Source organism: Paenibacillus pasadenensis (genome assembly GCF_023715725.1).
Lineage (GTDB): Bacteria > Bacillota > Bacilli > Paenibacillales > Paenibacillaceae > Paenibacillus_O > Paenibacillus_O pasadenensis_A.
Genome location: NZ_JAMBOT010000004.1, coordinates 236,071 through 253,318, shown reverse-complemented (window position 1 = coordinate 253,318; position 17,248 = coordinate 236,071). Strand labels below are relative to the sequence as shown.

The window sequence follows — 17,248 nt, the reverse complement described above, 5'->3', positions numbered from 1 at the left end:
TTGGGCAGCGGAGCGCCGAGAGCAGGGAACCGCCGATATGTTAAACTGTCTTAGAAAGAAAAGCGGGTCGGAGAGAGGAGGTAAGCTGATGTATCGTATCGCAATTGTGGAGGATGATGAAAAAATTGCCAAGCTGCTGGCGGGGGCGCTGGAGCGTTACGGATTTCAACCGCTGAGAATGGGGCTCAAAGAGCTTGGCGAGGACCTTCGGAAGCAGCAGCCGCAGCTTGTGCTAATGGATATCAATTTGCCTTATTACGATGGCTTTTACTGGTGCCGCCAGTTCCGCCAGCATTCCAAAGCTCCGGTCATTTTTATCTCGGCGCGGTCGGGAGAGATGGATCAGGTGATGGCCATTGAGAACGGCGGGGACGATTACGTGACAAAGCCGATTCATCTGGACCTGCTGCTGGCAAAAATCAAAAGCGCCCTGCGGCGGGCTTACGGGGAATACGCCGCGTTTCCGGCGGAGGGACAAGCCGAAGCCAGGGAGTCCTCCCAGGATTTTAAGGCCGAGGTGACGGATCGTTCCATTGCCGGCAGCTTTGAGCTGGCCTGCAGCGGCTTAAAGCTGGATGTGAGCCGCAGCCTGCTGGTTTGGCAGGGTGCCTCCACACAGCTTAGCCGCAACGAGAGACTGCTTGCGGAAGAGCTGCTGGAGCAGGCAGACGTAATTGTCTCCCGCGATCGTCTGCTCGAGAGCCTCTGGGACGATACGAGTTTTGTCGATGACAACACGCTGAGCGTGAACGTAACGAGGCTGCGCCGCAAGCTGGAGGAGCTGGGGCTGAACGGAGTGCTGGAGACGCATCGCGGTCAAGGCTACCGTTTGAATAAGGAGAAGCTAATGGCTGCTGAAGCAGTTGAATTGCCCAATAATGGCGGAGCGGAGCAGCTGCATTCTTCCCGCGAGGAGGACCAATGAGCGCAGGCTCGGGGCAAGCGCCCGGACAAAGCCGATTCAGACTCAATGCCGAGGCTCTTTTGCTTTATGTAAGAGGCAGGCTTGGAACCATCGGCATTTTGGCGGCTTCACTGGCGGCAGGCTCGGCGATTTGGTATTTGGAACGGACCGGCACCGGGCAAACGATGGATTGGAGCAATTTACTGTATTTCTGGCTGCTTTCCTCGTGCATAGCAATGTCTGGATTGGCAGTTGGATTTATGCGAAACAAAACTTATCTCGTTGCTCTTCTGCGGCGAACCGATACTCCGACTCCGTTATGGATGCCGCTGCCGGAAGCCGTTACGCCGGAGCAAAAACGGACGGCGCTGCTGGTTGATGTGTTAAGCCGAAGCATACAGGAGCAGCTGACCGCATTTAACCGGGAAAGAGAGCTGCATCGGCATTTTGTATATCAATGGGTGCATCATATGAAAACTCCGGTATCGGTTATCGATCTGATCGCTCAGAACAATGGGAAGCGGACAGCGCTTCAGGAGGGCGAACTGCAGGAGATTATGGGCAGTTTGCGGGAGGAGGCCGACCGGCTGACCCGCGGGCTGGAGCAGATGCTTCATACGGCGAGGCTGGAGGAGTTCGCCCTTGATTTGCACCCTCGCCGCATCGCGCTTCATGAAGCTGCCCGCCAGGCGATTAATCAGCATAAACGGCTGCTTATTGCTGCCGGCGTATTCCCGCAAATAGAAGGCGAGGCGTGGGCCGAGACGGACGGCAAGTGGCTGAATTTTCTGCTAAGCCAGCTTATTGGCAATGCAATCAAATACTCTAAGCCGAAAGCGGGAGCAAAACGGCTCATTATTGAAATCAGCAGCTCGAAGGACGGCAAAGCGTCGATTGCCGTCGCCGATGAGGGCATCGGCATTCCAGTTCAGGATTTGCCTCGTGTGTTCGATCCCTTTTTCACAGGAGAAAATGGCAGACGCACTGAAGAATCGACGGGAATGGGACTTTACCTGTGCCGCCAGGTGGCAGGCAAGCTTGGCGTCTCGCTGGAGCTGCACTCACAGGAGGGCGAGGGGACGACGGCAAAGCTATGGTTTGAAACAACGGGACTTCACAAGCTCCAGCATTGAACGGCAATAGGATCAGGCAGCGCCCGGCAACATCCGGACGCTGCCTTTTTGCGCTTGCGCAGCGGCTGGTGCTGATAGGTGACAACACTGTAAGGCAGTTCGTAAGGTCTATCAATGGTTCCTTTTCCCGTAGAGGTTATACTTAAAGCAGGAAATGATGGGAGGGCATAATTCGTGAATGTACTGGAAGTAAATGAATTGGGAAAAATATACAGTACCAAAGGTGAGGTCAGCTATACAGCTCTGGAAGGAATCAACCTGAGCGTTCAGACGGGCGAATTTGTCGGTATTATGGGACCGTCCGGCAGCGGCAAAACGACACTGCTGAACTTGCTTGCGACAATCGACAAACCGACATCCGGCAGCATCAAGGTGCGCGGCATCGATCCAATGAGGCTAAATGACAACAAGCTGGCGCTTTTCCGCCGCCGTGAACTTGGTTTTGTATTTCAGGATTTTAATTTGCTCGATACGCTGAGTATTAAGGAGAACATTGCGCTGCCGCTTGTGCTGGAGGGCAAGTCCCCGTCCGCAATCGAAGCGGCAATTGCACCTATCGCTTCATTGCTCGGCATAACGGCCATTCTGGAGAAACGGCCTTACGGGGTGTCTGGCGGACAGAAGCAGCGTGCTGCCATCGCCAGAGCGATGGTTCATGAGCCGGCGCTGCTGCTGGCCGACGAGCTGACGGGCAATCTGGATTCCAAATCGGCCAAAGATGTGATGGGCTCGCTGCAGGATCTGAACGAGCGGCTTGGCGCAACGGTATTGATGGTCACCCATGATCCATTCAGCGCAAGTTACTGCAAACGGATTATTTTTATCAAGGACGGCCGGTTCTTCTCGGAAATCCGCCGCGGCGACAACCGGCAGGCGTTTTTCCAGCAGATTTTAGATTCGCTAAGCGTACTGGGGGGGAATTTCGATGACGTTCCGTTCTCTCGCGCTTAACAATATCCGCGGCAATTGGCGTTCTTATGCCGCCTATTTTCTGAGCAGCGTTTTCTCTGTGTTTATCTTTTATTTATACGCTTCCTTCGTTCTGCATCCCGATGTGACGGACGGTAAAATCATCCATGCTCAGGGAGTAACGAGCATGATGAAGGCTTGTATGTATTTGATCATCATTTTTTCGTTCTTTTTCGTGTTATATTCGAGCTCAGCCTTCGTTAAGACGCGCAAAAAGGAATTGGGACTTCTGTCCCTGTTCGGGACAACCCGCAGACAGCTGCGCCGGATGGTCGTGTACGAAAGCATGGCTGTCGCCCTGCTGTCCATCGGCTCCGGCCTTGGCCTCGGCATTCTGCTCAGCAAGCTATTCATAATGGGGCTCAGCACATTGCTGGACAACGGAGCGCCGATTCGTTTTGCGGTGCCGCTTCAGGCAGTTTGGCTGACGGCAGGAAGTTTTCTGCTGCTCTTCCTAGTCATCTCGCTGCTGACTGCAATGACGGTTGGACGATCACAAATCGTTGATCTGCTGGGTGACAGCCGCCGCCCGAAGCAGCAGCCGGCATATTCGCCGATGCTCTCTGCGCTCGCCGTGCTGTCGCTAGGCACGGGTTACGTGATGGCATACTTTTTGACGAGTAAATTGTTTCTCTTGTTTGTGATGCCAATCATAGGATTGACAGTGCTCGGCACATATTTTCTCTATACACAGCTCAGTGTAGCGCTGATTCGGCTGCTGCAGCGGAGGAAAGGCTTTTATTACCGGCGCACAAATATGCTCGTCATTTCGCAGATGGCGTTCCGTATGAAGGACAATGCGCGCATTCTGTTTGTCGTGACTATTCTAAGCGCCATCGTCATGTGCGCGGCAAGCACCGTTTATGTGTTTCAAAAAATTCAGCGAGATCAGATTATGGACTATTCTCCTTATACGGTGGGATATGTAGAGCAAGGCGAGGGCAATTCTGTCATGGCCCCGGCTGAAGCAGAAAAGCTTCTCCATGAGGGAGGAGCGCGTATTGCCGAGAAAACTTCCTTGCAGGGATTGCTGGTAGAAAAGCTTCAAGCGAATGAGCTCGGATGGAGCGAGGAAAATTCCATAACTGCGATGATGGTGCCGTTAAGCGAGTACAATCGGCTGGCGGAAAGAGCGGGATATCCAAAGCGTACGCTGGAAAATGGCTCAGACCAGTCCGCTTCTGCAAGTAAAGGATCAGCCTTCATCGTTCATCCTTATGCCTCGTCAGAGGAAGATGACAACAAGGGTGAAGGTCTGGCAGAGGGCAGCGTAGGCGGAAAGCCGCTGCGGCTGAATTTGGATTCGTCTGCTTATGGCAGCGTAGTCAGTTCGCAGGCAGAGGCGACATGGCTGCTGGTCGTTTCTGATGGGCTGTTCAACTCACGATTGCAGGATGCCCCGGCTGAGGCGCTCCTCCATTTTTACGGATTCGAGCTGGAGGACTGGGAAAATCAGCAGGCGGCGGTTAATAACTTCCTGCAGGCGGTGCCGGAGAATATGCAGGATCAGGTACAGGCTACTCGTGTCTCCTATTATAAAGATATGAGGCAAACAAGCGGGCTTACCATATTCATCGGAATGTTCATCAGCGTCTTATTCTTCATTGCCGCTGGAAGCTTGCTCTACTTTAAGCTGTTTACCGAGCTGCAGGAAGACCGGAGCCAATTCCGTTCCCTGAAAAGGATTGGTCTAACCGCCGGAGAGCTGCGCCGAACGATCGCGCTTCAGGTAGTAGTGATGTATTTGGCTCCTTGCCTCGTTGGCATTGTGCACGGTCTGTTCGCAATGAAGGCGCTTGGCACATTGTTAACGCAGCCGGTTTGGATGTACGGCCTTGCCGTCATGGGCATGTACGTCGTCATGCAGTCCGTTTACTGTTTTATTTCCTGGTTTATGTACTCGCGCAGCATTTTGAGAGAAACAGCCGTTTGAGATTTGGCATCTGACAATAGAAAAAGGACTTTCCCGTTAGCCGAATTCGGCGGGGAGAGTCCTTTTTGTCGTTCAATGCTCCGCGCGGCTGCGCTTCAGCAGCAGGAAGGAGCCAAGCAAAATGCAGACGAGTGCCGCGTAAGGGAACAACGAATTCAAGCTGCTCGTCAGAGCGCTGATGGAGAACACGGCGCCGAACAGCAGGCCGAGCACGAGCAAAATGTTAATCGGAATAAGCAGCCAGCGGTTGCGGCTCCCGAACCAGTAAAACTCCCACAGGCCAAATGCGACAGCTAGAATAAAGCCTGGCCAAATGTAAGCCCAGTTGTCCAAAAGCATGGCGAACTGGCAGACGAGGCCGGCGCTGACCAGAATGCCGCCGGGAATAAGCAGGCCGGTAGCTTTGCGTCCCATCAGCGAGAAATACATCCAGTGAAATAATATTCCGAGCGGAATTACAAACAGGCTGGGCCAGAAATGAGCGAAAATTTGGCCGGGGCCGACCTCCGTACCTTGCTGAAGCATCAGATAGGCCCCGAGCAGCACAAGCGCCGCACCGGCGACAGCTTTGGCTTGACGGTTCATGATTGAGTCCACCTTTCCAGTTGAGCATTGTTGCCTTTACTTTACCAGCTGCCTCGATTGTTGTCCTCCATCCGGAGACGGAGGCGGCGGCGGTCCTGTGGGCCGAAATCGAAGGGGATATTCCCGTCAGCAAGGCGTATATGCCTGTCCGGCAGAGGCCCGGCTGTTAGGAGCGGTGAAACAGGCGTTGGGACTCGGACAATCATCCAAGAGAACGGACGCCTTGAGGCATAAAGTAGAGTAGAAAGGAAAGGAGATTAAGAGAATGATGGAAGAATATATCGTTCCAGCTGAAGCGGCCGATTCCCCTCTGGCGCCGGAGGCCGTCCCTGCATTGGACCCGGCGATTTCGTCCCATGCGCCCGCCTTTGCAGAGGCTGCCGCAGTTCAGCCTGCGGCAGCGGCCGATGCGGCTCCAATTCAAACAATAGGTGTAGATATGGGGATGCCGGGAGAGGCGCATGCCGATCAGATGGCATTTGTCCAGGAAGCGCTCCTGTATCCATTTCCCAAAGATGTGATGACCTCGGGCCGCATGCTGTCCAGCAAATGGGCCAAAACGGCGGCGCTGCTGTCCAATCCGGCTATCGTTCCGCATATTCCCCCGACACGGCTGTATTCGGAAGAAAATCTTGCGGTCATGCTGGAGCAGCACGGAATGGTTGTCATCAAGCCGGTGCACGGTACGGGCGGAGTGGGCATCATCAAAATTTCCCGCGCCGACAATGGATATAGCTATACCATTAACACCGTCACCCGCAGGGCGGCTTCAATCGCCGCCATTCATAGAGCTGTAAAACCGCTTCAAAAGGGCCGTGCTTACTTGATTCAAAAAGGCATTCAGCTTGCGACCGTTGGCGGCCGTCCGATTGATTACCGCGTGAAAGTCGTAAAAAACCGCGGCTCCTGGGAATTCCGCTCCATGGTTGGACGTATCGCCCGCGCCGGTTTATTCGTCACCAACCTTTGCCGGGGCGGCAGAATGGTCACCTCCGCGTACGGGATAAGCCGCTCGCTGCCAAATCTGTCGGTCGCAGCCAAAAAGCAGGAAATGCGGAATTTAACGCTGATGTCCGTTGCTGCAATGGAATCAAAATTTCCCGGTGTCGGCCAGCTTGGCTTTGATTACGGTTTGGACCGCTCCGGAAAGATCTGGATTTTCGAGGTAAATACAAGACCTAAATGAAAGTGCAATATTTGGAATTGTTTATCAAGGAAGATATATCCATAAAACTTATTTATCGATATTCCTTTCCGCTTCCTTGTGCATAACTCTATCCACATCTTACATCAAGTATTTCCTTTGTTTTCCACATCTACTCACAACTTGTGCACAAGTTGTCCACTCAAACATGTGGATAACAGAACGCTTGTTCCTTTAAAACCGCCCATGCTAGAATTGGGAAGAACAACCAAGAGAATTGGTTGGAGAGGAGGCTGGTAAGATGGAGCTGTTGTCTGACGAACTGCTGATCGAGACTTATCTCAGCGCCGTCCAGTTTAACCTGGACAAAGAATTCATCAAGCTGCTAGCTGGCGAGATCAAGCGCAGACAACTGAACCCCGAGATGATTCGACTAGGAGCTTGAATCCGAATTGACGCCTGACAAGTGGGCCGAATATCGGCCAGCCGGAAAGCTAGGGGTGGGGGAATTGCCGCACCAATGCGACTTCGGCTTCGCTGCTGCAGGAACAGACGGTACAATACAACCTATGGATGCAAACTGGTTCCACTTGCAGCTCTCCCAGGAGAGCTTCCGATGACACGGCCGCTGCCGGTCCGTATGGCGCATACGGATCGGCCAGATCCCGCTCAGGGCCGCAATCGACAAGCGGTCCCAGGCAGCGGGAACAGGCCGCCTCAAGCAGTCGAATGCCATTGCATACGGGACACAACATAAGAAGGGTATCCTCCCTCAACAGATCGATGAGGGTAGGATACCCTTGCTTTATTGGAATTAATCGGATGGAGTATTCCCTGTTATAACTTCAAGTTGCTGCTATGGCCGGGCGACAGCTTGGCATTTGGATCGATGTATACCTTGGCATTGTTGATGGCAGTCGGCGCTTCACCGAAGCCGACGGCAATGAGCTTCAGCTTGCCGGGATAGGTCGTAATGTCTCCGGCTGCGAAGATGCCCGGCACGGAGGTTTCCATCCGGGTGTCCACGACAATGCTGCCATGGTCTATGTCCAGCCCCCATTCGGCAATCGGGCCAAGCGTGGACACAAAGCCGAAGTTTACGATTACGGCGTCGACATCAAGCGTTTGCTGTTCGCCGGTTTTGACATGGGCAAGCGTTGCCCGATCAATGTATACCTCGCCTTCAAGGCCAACGATTTCCATCGGGACAAGCACGTTTACGCTAGACGCCTTCAGCTTCTCGACGCTATGCTCGTGGGCGCGGAATTTGTCCCGGCGGTGTATAAGCGTCACGCTCTCGGCAATTGGCTCCAGCATGAGCGCCCAATCGACGGCGGAGTCTCCGCCCCCGCTAATCAGTACCTTCTGCCCCTTGAATTGAAGCAAATCGCTGACAAAATAGTGCAGGTTGCGCTTTTCATACTGCTCCGCTTCAGGCAGTTCAAGACGGCGCGGCTCAAATGCGCCGACGCCGGCGGTGATGATGACCGCACGGGCGAGATGCGAGCCCTTGTCGGTCTGAATTTCGAATTCGCGCTCGCCATGTTTGATGAGCCCGGTTACTTTTTCATCCAGACATACCTCGGTGGAGAAGTGGTCCATTTGCCGCCTCAAGGAATCGACGAGCTCCTGGGCAGTGACTTTGGGAAATCCGGCAACGTCGTAGATGTACTTTTCGGGATAGAGCGCAGCCAGCTGGCCGCCGAGCTGCGGCATACTTTCAATCAGCTTGACGGAAGCCTGGCGCATACCGCCGTAAAAAGCTGCAAACATGCCCGCAGGCCCGCCCCCGATAATCGCGATATCCGTCGGCTCTACATGTAACTCTGATCTTTCCATCTGTCGCACCTCCAGCTCAGGGTCCAATCTCTTCCAATTATACGCCTTCCCGGGACGCCTTTAAAGGGAACATAAAACGAGCTGTTTTGTATGTTCTTCTAATTAATTTCGTAGGATATGACCTTGAAGTGCCAATCATAATTTTGATATTATGGCTTGAGTATAAAAAAGGGATTAGAGATGGATTGGAAGGGACGCACCATATGAGCAATATACCTAAGATCGTCATATTGGGAGCCGGCTATGGCGGGATTTTGACCGCCCTCAAGCTTCAGAAGCAGCTTAACTACAATGAAGCTGACGTTACCCTTGTCAACAAACACGATTATCACTATATTACGACTCATTTGCATATGCCTGCCGCCGGCACGGATCAGCCCGATAACGCCCGCGTTAATATTTCGAAGCTGATTGACGAGTTCAAAATCGACTTTGTGAAGTCCACGGTTGTGCAAATTCGCACCCAGGATAAAAAAGTCATTCTGGAGGACGGAACGCTTTCCTATGACTACCTCGTCATCGGACTTGGCGGCGAGCCGGAAACGTTCGGCATTCCGGGACTGGGCGAACATGCCATGAGCATCCGCAGCATCAACTCGGTGCGCCTGATCCGTGAGCATATTGAATACCAATTCGCCCGCTACAAGCGCGAGCCGCATCGTACCGACTACCTGACGTTTATCGTTGGCGGCGCCGGCTTTACGGGCATCGAGTTTGTCGGCGAGCTGGCCGACCGGATCCCGCAGCTATGCCGCGAGTTCGACGTGGACCGCTCGCTTGTGAAGCTGTACAACATTGAGGCTGCTCCTACGGCGCTGCCGGGCTTTGACCCCGAGCTGGTCGAGTACGGCATGGATGTGCTGACGAAAAAGGGCGTTATTTTCCGGATTGGAACAGCGATTAAGGAATGCTCGCCGGATGGCGTCATCGTTGGCGACGGAGAAGAAATCCGCTCCAAAACGGTCATTTGGACCGGCGGCATCCGCGGCAACCGGCTGATCGAGGAAGCCGGCTTCGAAACGATGCGCGGCCGCGTGAAGGTGGACGAATCCTTGCGCGCTCCGGGGCACGACAATATTTACATCGTCGGCGATAACTCCTTAATGTTCAATGAGGAAGGGCGTCCCTACCCGCCGACCGCTCAGATTGCGATGCAGCAGGGCGTTACCTGCGCCCATAATCTGGTAGCTTCGATTCGCAGCCAGCCGCTCAAAACGTTTGCATTCAGCAATAAGGGCACGGTCGCTTCGCTTGGCAAGGGCGAGGGCATCGGCGTCGCTTTTGGCAAGAAGTATCAGGGCCGCAAAGCCGCCTGGCTCAAAAAGCTCATCGACCTTCGCTACCTGTTCATTATCGGCGGTATTCCGCTCGTGCTGCGTAAAGGAAAATTCCTCTAATGCGGCATTGCAGCGTGCAGGTGCGCGGCCTGTTAACCCGCGAAGAGCTGGACCGCTACAACGCGCTGATTGAGGTCGGTTCCTTCCTGGAGTCGCAGAACCGGTACGACCTGGCCTATACCGTTCAGAAGGAAATCGATTTGCTGATTATTCCCGGCATCGAGCGCCTCAAGGAAAAAGGCCGGCAGCGGGATCGGGACACGGAGGCTTATTTGAACAGCAAGCGGGATGCGGAGTCGGATGACGACGAGTTTGAGGATGAAGACGAGGATCTGTAAAAGTTTGGAACATAGAAGAGCAAGCCGCCGGCACATAAGCCTGCGGCTTTTTTGAGTTGGGCAGCGGAGGCGACGAAGTATTTCTTCTGATATAATTGGGGGCTACCCAATAATGAGTGTTTGACCGTTCCTTAATTTAAATCAGGATCTTTAGCGGTTCTGCCAATAATAAATCTAATGAAACTCAGAAGCGTTATTTGATTATTTTTCGGCTGTTGAACAGTTTAACGAAACTCAGAAGCGTTATTTCAGTGCTCTGGTGTATTTCAGGGCCCGAAAACGCAAAATAACGTCTCTCAGTTTCGTTACAATTTCAGAAGGGACATTTTCGGGCAAATAAGGCTTTATAGTTTCGTTAGAACTTATTAGATTCTTAAAAAAACCGCGAACTCCCCCGGAGTCGAGTCGGAAACTACGATGCACCTACCATTCAAACGCAATTGCGGGATACATGTTTACGATTCAAGAAACGGCATTTTGCGGGAAGGGTTGATGGTTAAAAGAAATTCGCTGCGGGAGCATCTTGAGATTGTTTATCATCCGGAAGCGGTTGATTTCTTGAGTGAAGGTAATAATTTTGCGGCCGTTTCCCATTATAGTTTAATCTTGAAGTTATGCTGTCCGCGTAGGCAGCGCAGTTCAAGGAGCTCTGAAACACAACAAGCCCTTCGGGCCTCTAGCAGAGGTGGAAGGGCTTGTTCACAGTAAATGAAGTGGCTGTTTAAATCTTTATACGCGGAGCAGCTGCTCCAGCTTGCCGGAATCCAGCAGATTGCCGACGTAGAAGTCGCCGAAGTCGCCGTAGCGGGCGCTTACTTCGTCGAAGCGCATTTCGTAGATCAGCTTTTTGAATTGGAGAGCGTCCTCGGCAAACAGCGTCACGCCCCACTCCCAGTTGTCGAAGCCGACCGAGCCGCTGATGATCTGTTTCACTTTGCCGGCGTACTGGCGGCCGATCATGCCGTGGCTGCGCATCAACGTGCGGCGCTCGTCCATGCCCAGCATGTACCAGTTGTCGCCGCCTTCACGGCGTTTGTTCATCGGATAGAAGCAAATATGGCGGGCTTTCGGAAGCGTTGGCTTCAGGCGGGCGATAATATCCGGATTTTGCAGCGGATCCTCGCCTGGTTTGCTCATATAGTTGCTCAGCTCTACGATGCTGACGTAGGAGTGAGCCGGTTTGGTATAATCGGCGAGCGGGCTTTTGTTAAACCGGGTTTCCAGCTCGTTCAGCTCTTCCAGCGTTTCGCGCAAATGCATAATGACAAAGTCCGCCTTCTGGCCAACGATAGCATAAAATGCGGTGCTTCCTTTACGATCCTGCTCTTCGGCGGTCCATTCAGCAAGCATGCTCTGAATGGAATCAAGCGCGGCGGCTCTGTTGCTCTCGCCCGCCCCTTTCCAAGCCTGCCAGTCGATCGTGCGGAAATCATGGAGAACGTACCAGCCCTCCAGCGTTTGTGCAGCTTCACTCATAATGGCGTCTCCTTCCCTTACCTGGACATACTATCCATCATTGTATCTCAACCCGCTTCTATTGTTCAACCAAAGTCGACAATCGCAAATTGACTTGCCGGGAGGCTTGTCATAAACTGAAAAGGAACGCTATCCGAAGGGATGATCGGCCGCATGCTTCAAATCGCGATTGCGATGGTTTTGTTCTTTGTGATGATGTTTGGAATCGGCTTCATTCTCAACATGCTGATGAAGACGACCTGGTTCCCGATTTATTTGTTTCTTATCGTGCTGGTGCCGCTTTACATATGGTCGACCTGGGATCACAGTTTGTCCTTCGGCGCCAACTTCTCCGTATTCACCTTCGTGGACTGGCTGCCAGTTTTCGCGGCTTTGATCGGCGCTTATGTGAGCGGTTATGCGATTCGCGCTTTGAGAATCGGCGGGTACAAAATGTTCTAAAAAGCAGCGCCCAGCATGCGGCGTGCTTGCGTGAAGAAGCTCCGGGCGAGCGACTTGGCGAAGCGCGCCGCTTCTTTTTTTCTTGGCGGCCGAACATAGTTTCGCATGTGCCGCAGACCCGGATCTGGAGCGAGGCGCAGCCGAATTGCCAGCGGGTTCCGGGCGTTTTCCGATGACGAATGCTGTCGGTTGCGGCTTCGCTATGATACACTGATAGGACGGGTAAAATACCAAACACGAAAGGAGGACGGATGCTCCATGCGCATCGGGAGAAAGCTTGATTTTACGGAGCACCACAGGTTTTGCGTCTACCGGAGCTTCTCGCTCAGCCCGCTTAACCAGCGGATGCTGACCCTCATTTATCAGCCGATGACCGGGGCGTCCGCCTCCTCGTTATATCAGCTGCTCTATTATCAGGTGGCAGAAGGCTTTAGCGGATATTCGGCTCTCGATACGCAGCGCCGCCTGCTGCTCGGTCTTGGTCTCGATATGAATGAAGCTGGACGAGGCGAGCTGGCGCGCAGCGCCTCCGTGCTGGAGGCGCTCGGCCTGATGACGACTTGCCGGCTTTACTTGCCGGGGCAGGAGGAAGTTGTGTACGAATACGAGCTGCATGCGCCGCTGTCGCCGGCGGAGTTTTTCCGCAATCAGCATCTGAGCATGCTGCTCCGGGACAAGGTGGGCAAGTACGGCGTTGTCGCCCTGCAGGATTCTTTATTCCGGCGGGAGCCGGACGAGCTGGCTCAGCATGATTTGCAGCGTGAAAATATTTCCATGCCGTTTTATGAGCTGTTTCGTCTCAGCGCCGCCGTTGACGCCGAATTGGAGCAGGCGCTGGAAGAAACCGCTCCTGTCCGCCAAACGCCGCCGCCTGCCCAGCAGCCGGGCGCGGGCATTGAGTACGGAGAGATTCTGTACCGGTTTCCGCGAGGCTCGGCCAACCGTTCTTATGTGGAAAGACTGCGCGGCGACAAGGACGCGCTCGCACAGCTTAACTATATCGCTTACAAGTATGATCTGTCGGCGGCAGACCTTTGCCGTCTGCTCGACGAGGATAACGCCTTCGACAACCGCGGCGGACTGCAAACCGACGAGCTGCAGCTGAAGGCGGCTCAGCTGTACCGGCTCGACCGCAAGCGCGAGACGGACCGCCGGGCCGGCACCGCCAAGCTGCAGGAGGAGGCCGAGCCGGAGCTGGCGGAGCATGGCGTGCAAGCGGAGCATTATTTGCCGGTTCCGGCTCAGCTGGCGGGGCGCTGCGATATTCAGCAGTACAATATGCTGATGCGCAACGAACCGCATACACGGTTCGTGCGCCGCTTTTTCCCCGGCGCAGTGCCCGACTGGATCGAGCGGCAGTTTGAACGGATCGATCTTCACTACCGGCTGCCGGCTCCTGTCATCAACGTGCTGGTGCACTATGTGTTTGGCATGAAGGGAACGTCCAGGGTAACCAAAACGTTTATTGAGGCGATCGCCTCCAATATGCTTGTGCAGCAGGTGGACGAGTTCGAGAAGGCAGTGCTGTACGTGCGCAGCCAGCAGGAGATGGAACGATCTAAGGAAGCGCAGGGCGAGAGCGGCGGAACGCGCACCGGAAGCGGCCGGGCGGCAGCCTCAGGCGGTACGACGCGGAGCGGCGGCGGATACCGCCGCGGCCAGAACGGAGTCCCGCGCAAGCCGGTGCTGCCGGTTGCCGGAGAGGACGCCTCCACGGATCAGGAGATTTCGGACGAGGAGCTGGAGGAAATGCGCAAGCTCGCCCGGAAGCTGGACGGCAGGTAGGCTCGTTGAAAGGGACGCGCTCAAACGGCAGAACTGTCGGATATAAGGGAAACAAACGCCCTTAAGAAGGGCCAAAGTTGCCGAACTGCGGCAATTGGTGGAATAAGGAGGAGAGGGCAGATGGAATCTCTGCGCGACCTGTTAAAAACAATGCCGGGCGGGAACAAGATTCGTGCCCGTGCGGCGGAGCAGCTGAATGAGCTGATGAACGATCCCAAAGTGCGCAAGCTGCGGGAGCAGCATCCTGAGCTGGACGAGGATATGCTGCGCCGCAACTCCAATCTGGTGTACCAGTACGTTCGGGAGCATCGCAACTGCACCGAATGTCCCGGCTTGGATCAATGTCCGAACGATTTTCAAGGGCATTACACGCTTCTATCGGCGGATTCCTCTGCCGGGGAGCTGCGGCTAATTGACCGCAAAACGGCCTGCCGCAAGTTCATTGCCCGACGCAACGAGGAAGCGATTCGCTCCCGCATCCGTAGCTTTTACGTGAGTGAAAAGACGCTGGCGAATGCCTATTCCGCGGACGAGATATTGATGAAGGACCGCTCGCGCTCTCCAGCCGTAATGAAGGTGCTAGAGTACATCCGGCGTACGAAGGAAGGCGGACTCCAGCCGGAGGGGCTGTATTTGACCGGTACGTTTGGCACCGGCAAAACGTTCCTCATGGGCTACCTGCTCGGCGAGCTGGCCAAAATCGGCTATTCTGGCGTCATTGTATACATGCCGGATTTTGTGGAGGATCTCAAGGCGATGTTCGGCGAGCCCGCGCGGCTCAAGGAAACGATCGACCTGATGAAAGAGGCTGACATTCTCGTTTTTGACGACATCGGCGCGGAGAATTTAAGCCCGTGGGTGCGCGACCATGTGATGGGGTCCATTCTAAACTACCGGATGGAGCGCAAACCGACCTTTTACACCTCGAACCATATGCTGGACGATCTGGAGCAGCATTTCAGCTTCACCAGCAAGGACGGGGAGGAATATCACAAGGGACGGCGCATCATGGACCGGATTCGTCCGTTTGTCGATGTGGTGTTAGTTAAAGGCACCAACAAGCGCGGACGTAAGGAAACCGGCAGCGAAGAGTAACTGACTTGAATGAAGCCCGGCTCAGCGAGCTGGGTTTTTTTTTGTTTTTTTACGTAAAAAATGAGGGGAGCAAACGTAATATAAGCATCTCTTATACGCTTAATAAAATCAGATGAAAAAACCCGTTGACACCTATAGGAATAGACTGGTATGATTTGTGGCATAAACCAACTAAACAACTAGGAATTATCGACTTGTTTCCGGACCACCGGTATGAGCGGACCTAAATAAGCCAAGGGGTGTGTATTTAAATGACACAGACAAAAAACAGCCTTCGCAAGCTTCCTGTCCTGCTTCTTACCGCTTCGCTCGCATTTGGCCTGACGGCCTGCGGCTCCGGAAACAACAGCTCCAACAACGCATCGCCAACGAATGCTCCTTCCGAGAACACAGCTGCAAATGCGGCGAACAATGCTGGAGGAGACCCCAAGCCGGCTTCAAAGGAACCGGTTGAACTGCTCAACGTATCCTACGATCCTACCCGCGAGCTGTACGAATCGTTCAATGCCGCTTTCGCCAAGTACTGGAAGGAAAAAGCCGGCCAAGAGGTTACGATCAAACAATCGCATGGCGGCTCCGGCAAACAGTCTCTATCCGTTATTGGCGGGTTGAAAGCGGACGTGGTGACGCTCGCTCTGGGCTACGACATTGACGCCATTGCCGAAAACGGCCTGCTGAATAAGGATTGGAGCACCAAATTCGAATCCAACAGCGCCCCGTACACATCCACCATCGTATTCCTTGTTCGCAAAGGCAATCCCAAAGGCATTAAAGACTGGGGCGATCTGATTAAACCGGGCGTAGAGGTTATTACTCCGAATCCGAAAACCTCTGGCGGAGCGCGCTGGAACTACTTGGCTGCATGGGGCTACGCTCAGAAACAGGACGGCGGCGACGAAGCCAAAACGAAGGAATTCGTCAAAAAGCTGTTCCAAAACGTTCCCGTGCTTGATTCCGGGGCGCGCGGCTCCACGACGACGTTCACGGAACGCGGCATCGGCGACGTGCTGCTGGCTTGGGAGAACGAAGCTTTCCTGTCCCAGAAAGAGCTTGGCGATAAATTCGAGATTGTGTATCCTTCGCTCAGCATTTTGGCGGAGCCTCCGGTAGCTGTGGTGGATAAGGTTGTTGACGATAAAGGCACCCGTGAGGTGGCCGAGGAGTATCTGAAGTATCTGTACAGCGAAGAGGGGCAAAAAATCGCCGCCGAAAACTTCTACCGTCCAATCAATCCCGATATTGCGGCGCAGTACAAAGACAAATTTAAAGAGCTGGAACTGCTGCAAATTGACAAAGATTTCGGCGGCTGGGCCGAGGCGCAAAAGAAACACTTTGCCGAAGGCGGAACGTTTGACGAAATCTATACGCCGGGCTCCAAATAAGCTGGGGCTGCCGATTAATTTCCCGACAGGAGCTGACCTCACATGAAAGGTTCCCGGTCCCGCAGCGTTCTTCCCGGCTTCGGCTTGACAATGGGTATTACCGTGTTTTATCTCGGCATTATCGTACTGATTCCGCTGTCCTGCATTTTTCTGAAAACGATGGAGCTCAGCTGGGGGGGATTCTGGTCCACCGTGACCGGCCCCCGCGTGCTGGCTTCCTACAAAATCAGCCTGCTGACCTCGCTCGCCGCGGCGCTCGTCAACGTCGTCTTCGGCATGATCGTGGCATGGGTGCTCGTACGTTACCGCTTTCCTGGCAAAAGACTGCTCGACAGCCTCGTTGATCTGCCGTTTGCGCTACCGACCGCCGTTGCCGGCGTGGCGCTGACCGCAATTTATGCGCCAAACGGCTGGATCGGCAAATGGCTGGAGCCGCTCGGGCTTAAGGTGGCCTTTACGCCGCTTGGCATTACGATCGCGCTGATTTTTATCGGTCTTCCATTTATCGTGCGGACCGTTCAGCCGGTGCTGGAGGATATGGATAAAGAAGTGGAGGAAGCAGCGGTTATGCTGGGAGCAGGGCGCTGGCGCACAATCTTCCGGGTTGTGCTGCCGGAGCTGACCCCGGCGCTGCTTACCGGCTTTGCGCTGGCGTTTGCAAGAGGCATCGGCGAATATGGCTCCGTTGTGTTCATCTCGGGCAACATGCCGATGAAAACCGAAATAGCGCCGCTGCTCATCATGACCCGGCTGGAATCGTTCGAGCTAGAGCAGGCAACAGCGATTGCCGTTGTGCTGCTGCTGATGTCCTTTGCCATGCTGCTTGTCATCAACTACATTCAGTGGCGCGCCGGCAAGCGCACGCTGGCGGAATAGGAGGCGACCGC

General features: G+C 54.2%; 16 protein-coding genes. 13 read left to right on the top strand and 3 right to left on the bottom strand.

Annotated features, from left to right (window positions below; all coding sequences use genetic code 11):
• The first annotated feature begins 88 nt into the window (after window positions 1–88).
• The 4 genes from M3223_RS12535 (at window position 89) to M3223_RS12520 (ending at window position 4,939) form a co-directional block, all read left to right on the top strand.
• Complete coding sequence (locus M3223_RS12535) at window positions 89–925, top strand: response regulator transcription factor (protein ID WP_285891251.1); 837 nt, start codon at window positions 89–91, stop codon at window positions 923–925.
• Window positions 922–2,037, top strand: coding sequence for a sensor histidine kinase (locus tag M3223_RS12530; protein ID WP_251561869.1), 1,116 nt, complete (start codon window positions 922–924; stop codon window positions 2,035–2,037). The genes M3223_RS12535 and M3223_RS12530 overlap by 4 nt, the downstream gene beginning before the upstream one ends.
• A gap of 174 nt (window positions 2,038–2,211) precedes the next feature.
• Window positions 2,212–2,988: an ABC transporter ATP-binding protein gene (locus tag M3223_RS12525; RefSeq protein WP_251561867.1), complete on the top strand. Its 777-nt coding sequence runs from the start codon at window positions 2,212–2,214 to the stop codon at window positions 2,986–2,988.
• Window positions 2,963–4,939, top strand: coding sequence for an FtsX-like permease family protein (locus M3223_RS12520; RefSeq protein ID WP_251561865.1), 1,977 nt, complete (start codon window positions 2,963–2,965; stop codon window positions 4,937–4,939). The genes M3223_RS12525 and M3223_RS12520 overlap by 26 nt, the downstream gene beginning before the upstream one ends.
• Window positions 4,940–5,011: 72 nt before the next feature.
• Here M3223_RS12520 and M3223_RS12515 read toward each other — a convergent pair whose 3' ends face one another.
• Window positions 5,012–5,524, bottom strand: coding sequence for a hypothetical protein (locus tag M3223_RS12515; RefSeq protein WP_251561864.1), 513 nt, complete (start codon window positions 5,522–5,524; stop codon window positions 5,012–5,014).
• Between the two features lie 265 nt (window positions 5,525–5,789).
• Here M3223_RS12515 and M3223_RS12510 point away from each other — a divergent pair, with 265 nt between their 5' ends.
• Both M3223_RS12510 and M3223_RS12505 read left to right on the top strand, forming a co-directional pair.
• Window positions 5,790–6,710: a YheC/YheD family protein gene (locus M3223_RS12510; RefSeq protein WP_353057694.1), complete on the top strand. Its 921-nt coding sequence runs from the start codon at window positions 5,790–5,792 to the stop codon at window positions 6,708–6,710.
• A gap of 259 nt (window positions 6,711–6,969) precedes the next feature.
• On the top strand, window positions 6,970–7,113 hold the full coding sequence (locus M3223_RS12505; protein ID WP_251561862.1) for a sporulation histidine kinase inhibitor Sda: 144 nt from the start codon (window positions 6,970–6,972) through the stop codon (window positions 7,111–7,113).
• A gap of 392 nt (window positions 7,114–7,505) precedes the next feature.
• On the opposite strand, the gene M3223_RS12500 is transcribed toward M3223_RS12505, so the two are convergent.
• A complete protein-coding gene (locus M3223_RS12500; protein ID WP_251561860.1) occupies window positions 7,506–8,507 on the bottom strand; it encodes an NAD(P)/FAD-dependent oxidoreductase in 1,002 nt (333 codons plus the stop codon).
• A gap of 203 nt (window positions 8,508–8,710) precedes the next feature.
• On the opposite strand from M3223_RS12500, the gene M3223_RS12495 reads away from it, so the two are divergent.
• Complete coding sequence (locus M3223_RS12495) at window positions 8,711–9,904, top strand: NAD(P)/FAD-dependent oxidoreductase (protein WP_251561858.1); 1,194 nt, start codon at window positions 8,711–8,713, stop codon at window positions 9,902–9,904.
• Window positions 9,904–10,182 carry a hypothetical protein gene (locus M3223_RS12490; protein ID WP_251561856.1) on the top strand — a complete coding sequence of 93 codons (279 nt, stop codon included), beginning with the start codon at window positions 9,904–9,906 and terminating at the stop codon, window positions 10,180–10,182. The genes M3223_RS12495 and M3223_RS12490 overlap by 1 nt, the downstream gene beginning before the upstream one ends.
• A 729-nt stretch (window positions 10,183–10,911) precedes the next feature.
• On the opposite strand, the gene hemQ is transcribed toward M3223_RS12490, so the two are convergent.
• On the bottom strand, window positions 10,912–11,658 hold the full coding sequence (gene hemQ / locus M3223_RS12485; RefSeq protein ID WP_251561853.1) for a hydrogen peroxide-dependent heme synthase: 747 nt from the start codon (window positions 11,656–11,658) through the stop codon (window positions 10,912–10,914).
• Window positions 11,659–11,811: 153 nt separating this feature from the next.
• On the opposite strand from hemQ, the gene M3223_RS12480 reads away from it, so the two are divergent.
• The 5 genes from M3223_RS12480 to cysT all read left to right on the top strand — a co-directional run bounded on the left by M3223_RS12480 (window position 11,812) and on the right by cysT (window position 17,237).
• Complete coding sequence (locus tag M3223_RS12480; RefSeq protein ID WP_251561851.1) at window positions 11,812–12,099, top strand: YuiB family protein; 288 nt, start codon at window positions 11,812–11,814, stop codon at window positions 12,097–12,099.
• A 258-nt stretch (window positions 12,100–12,357) separates the two neighbouring features.
• Window positions 12,358–13,884, top strand: coding sequence for a helicase DnaB (locus tag M3223_RS12475; RefSeq protein WP_251561849.1), 1,527 nt, complete (start codon window positions 12,358–12,360; stop codon window positions 13,882–13,884).
• 120 nt (window positions 13,885–14,004) lie between these two features.
• A complete protein-coding gene (dnaI, locus tag M3223_RS12470; protein ID WP_251561847.1) occupies window positions 14,005–14,979 on the top strand; it encodes a primosomal protein DnaI in 975 nt (324 codons plus the stop codon).
• 251 nt (window positions 14,980–15,230) lie between these two features.
• Complete coding sequence (locus M3223_RS12465; RefSeq protein WP_251561845.1) at window positions 15,231–16,361, top strand: sulfate ABC transporter substrate-binding protein; 1,131 nt, start codon at window positions 15,231–15,233, stop codon at window positions 16,359–16,361.
• A 42-nt stretch (window positions 16,362–16,403) separates the two neighbouring features.
• On the top strand, window positions 16,404–17,237 hold the full coding sequence (gene cysT / locus M3223_RS12460; RefSeq protein WP_251561843.1) for a sulfate ABC transporter permease subunit CysT: 834 nt from the start codon (window positions 16,404–16,406) through the stop codon (window positions 17,235–17,237).
• The last annotated feature ends 11 nt before the right edge of the window (window positions 17,238–17,248 follow it).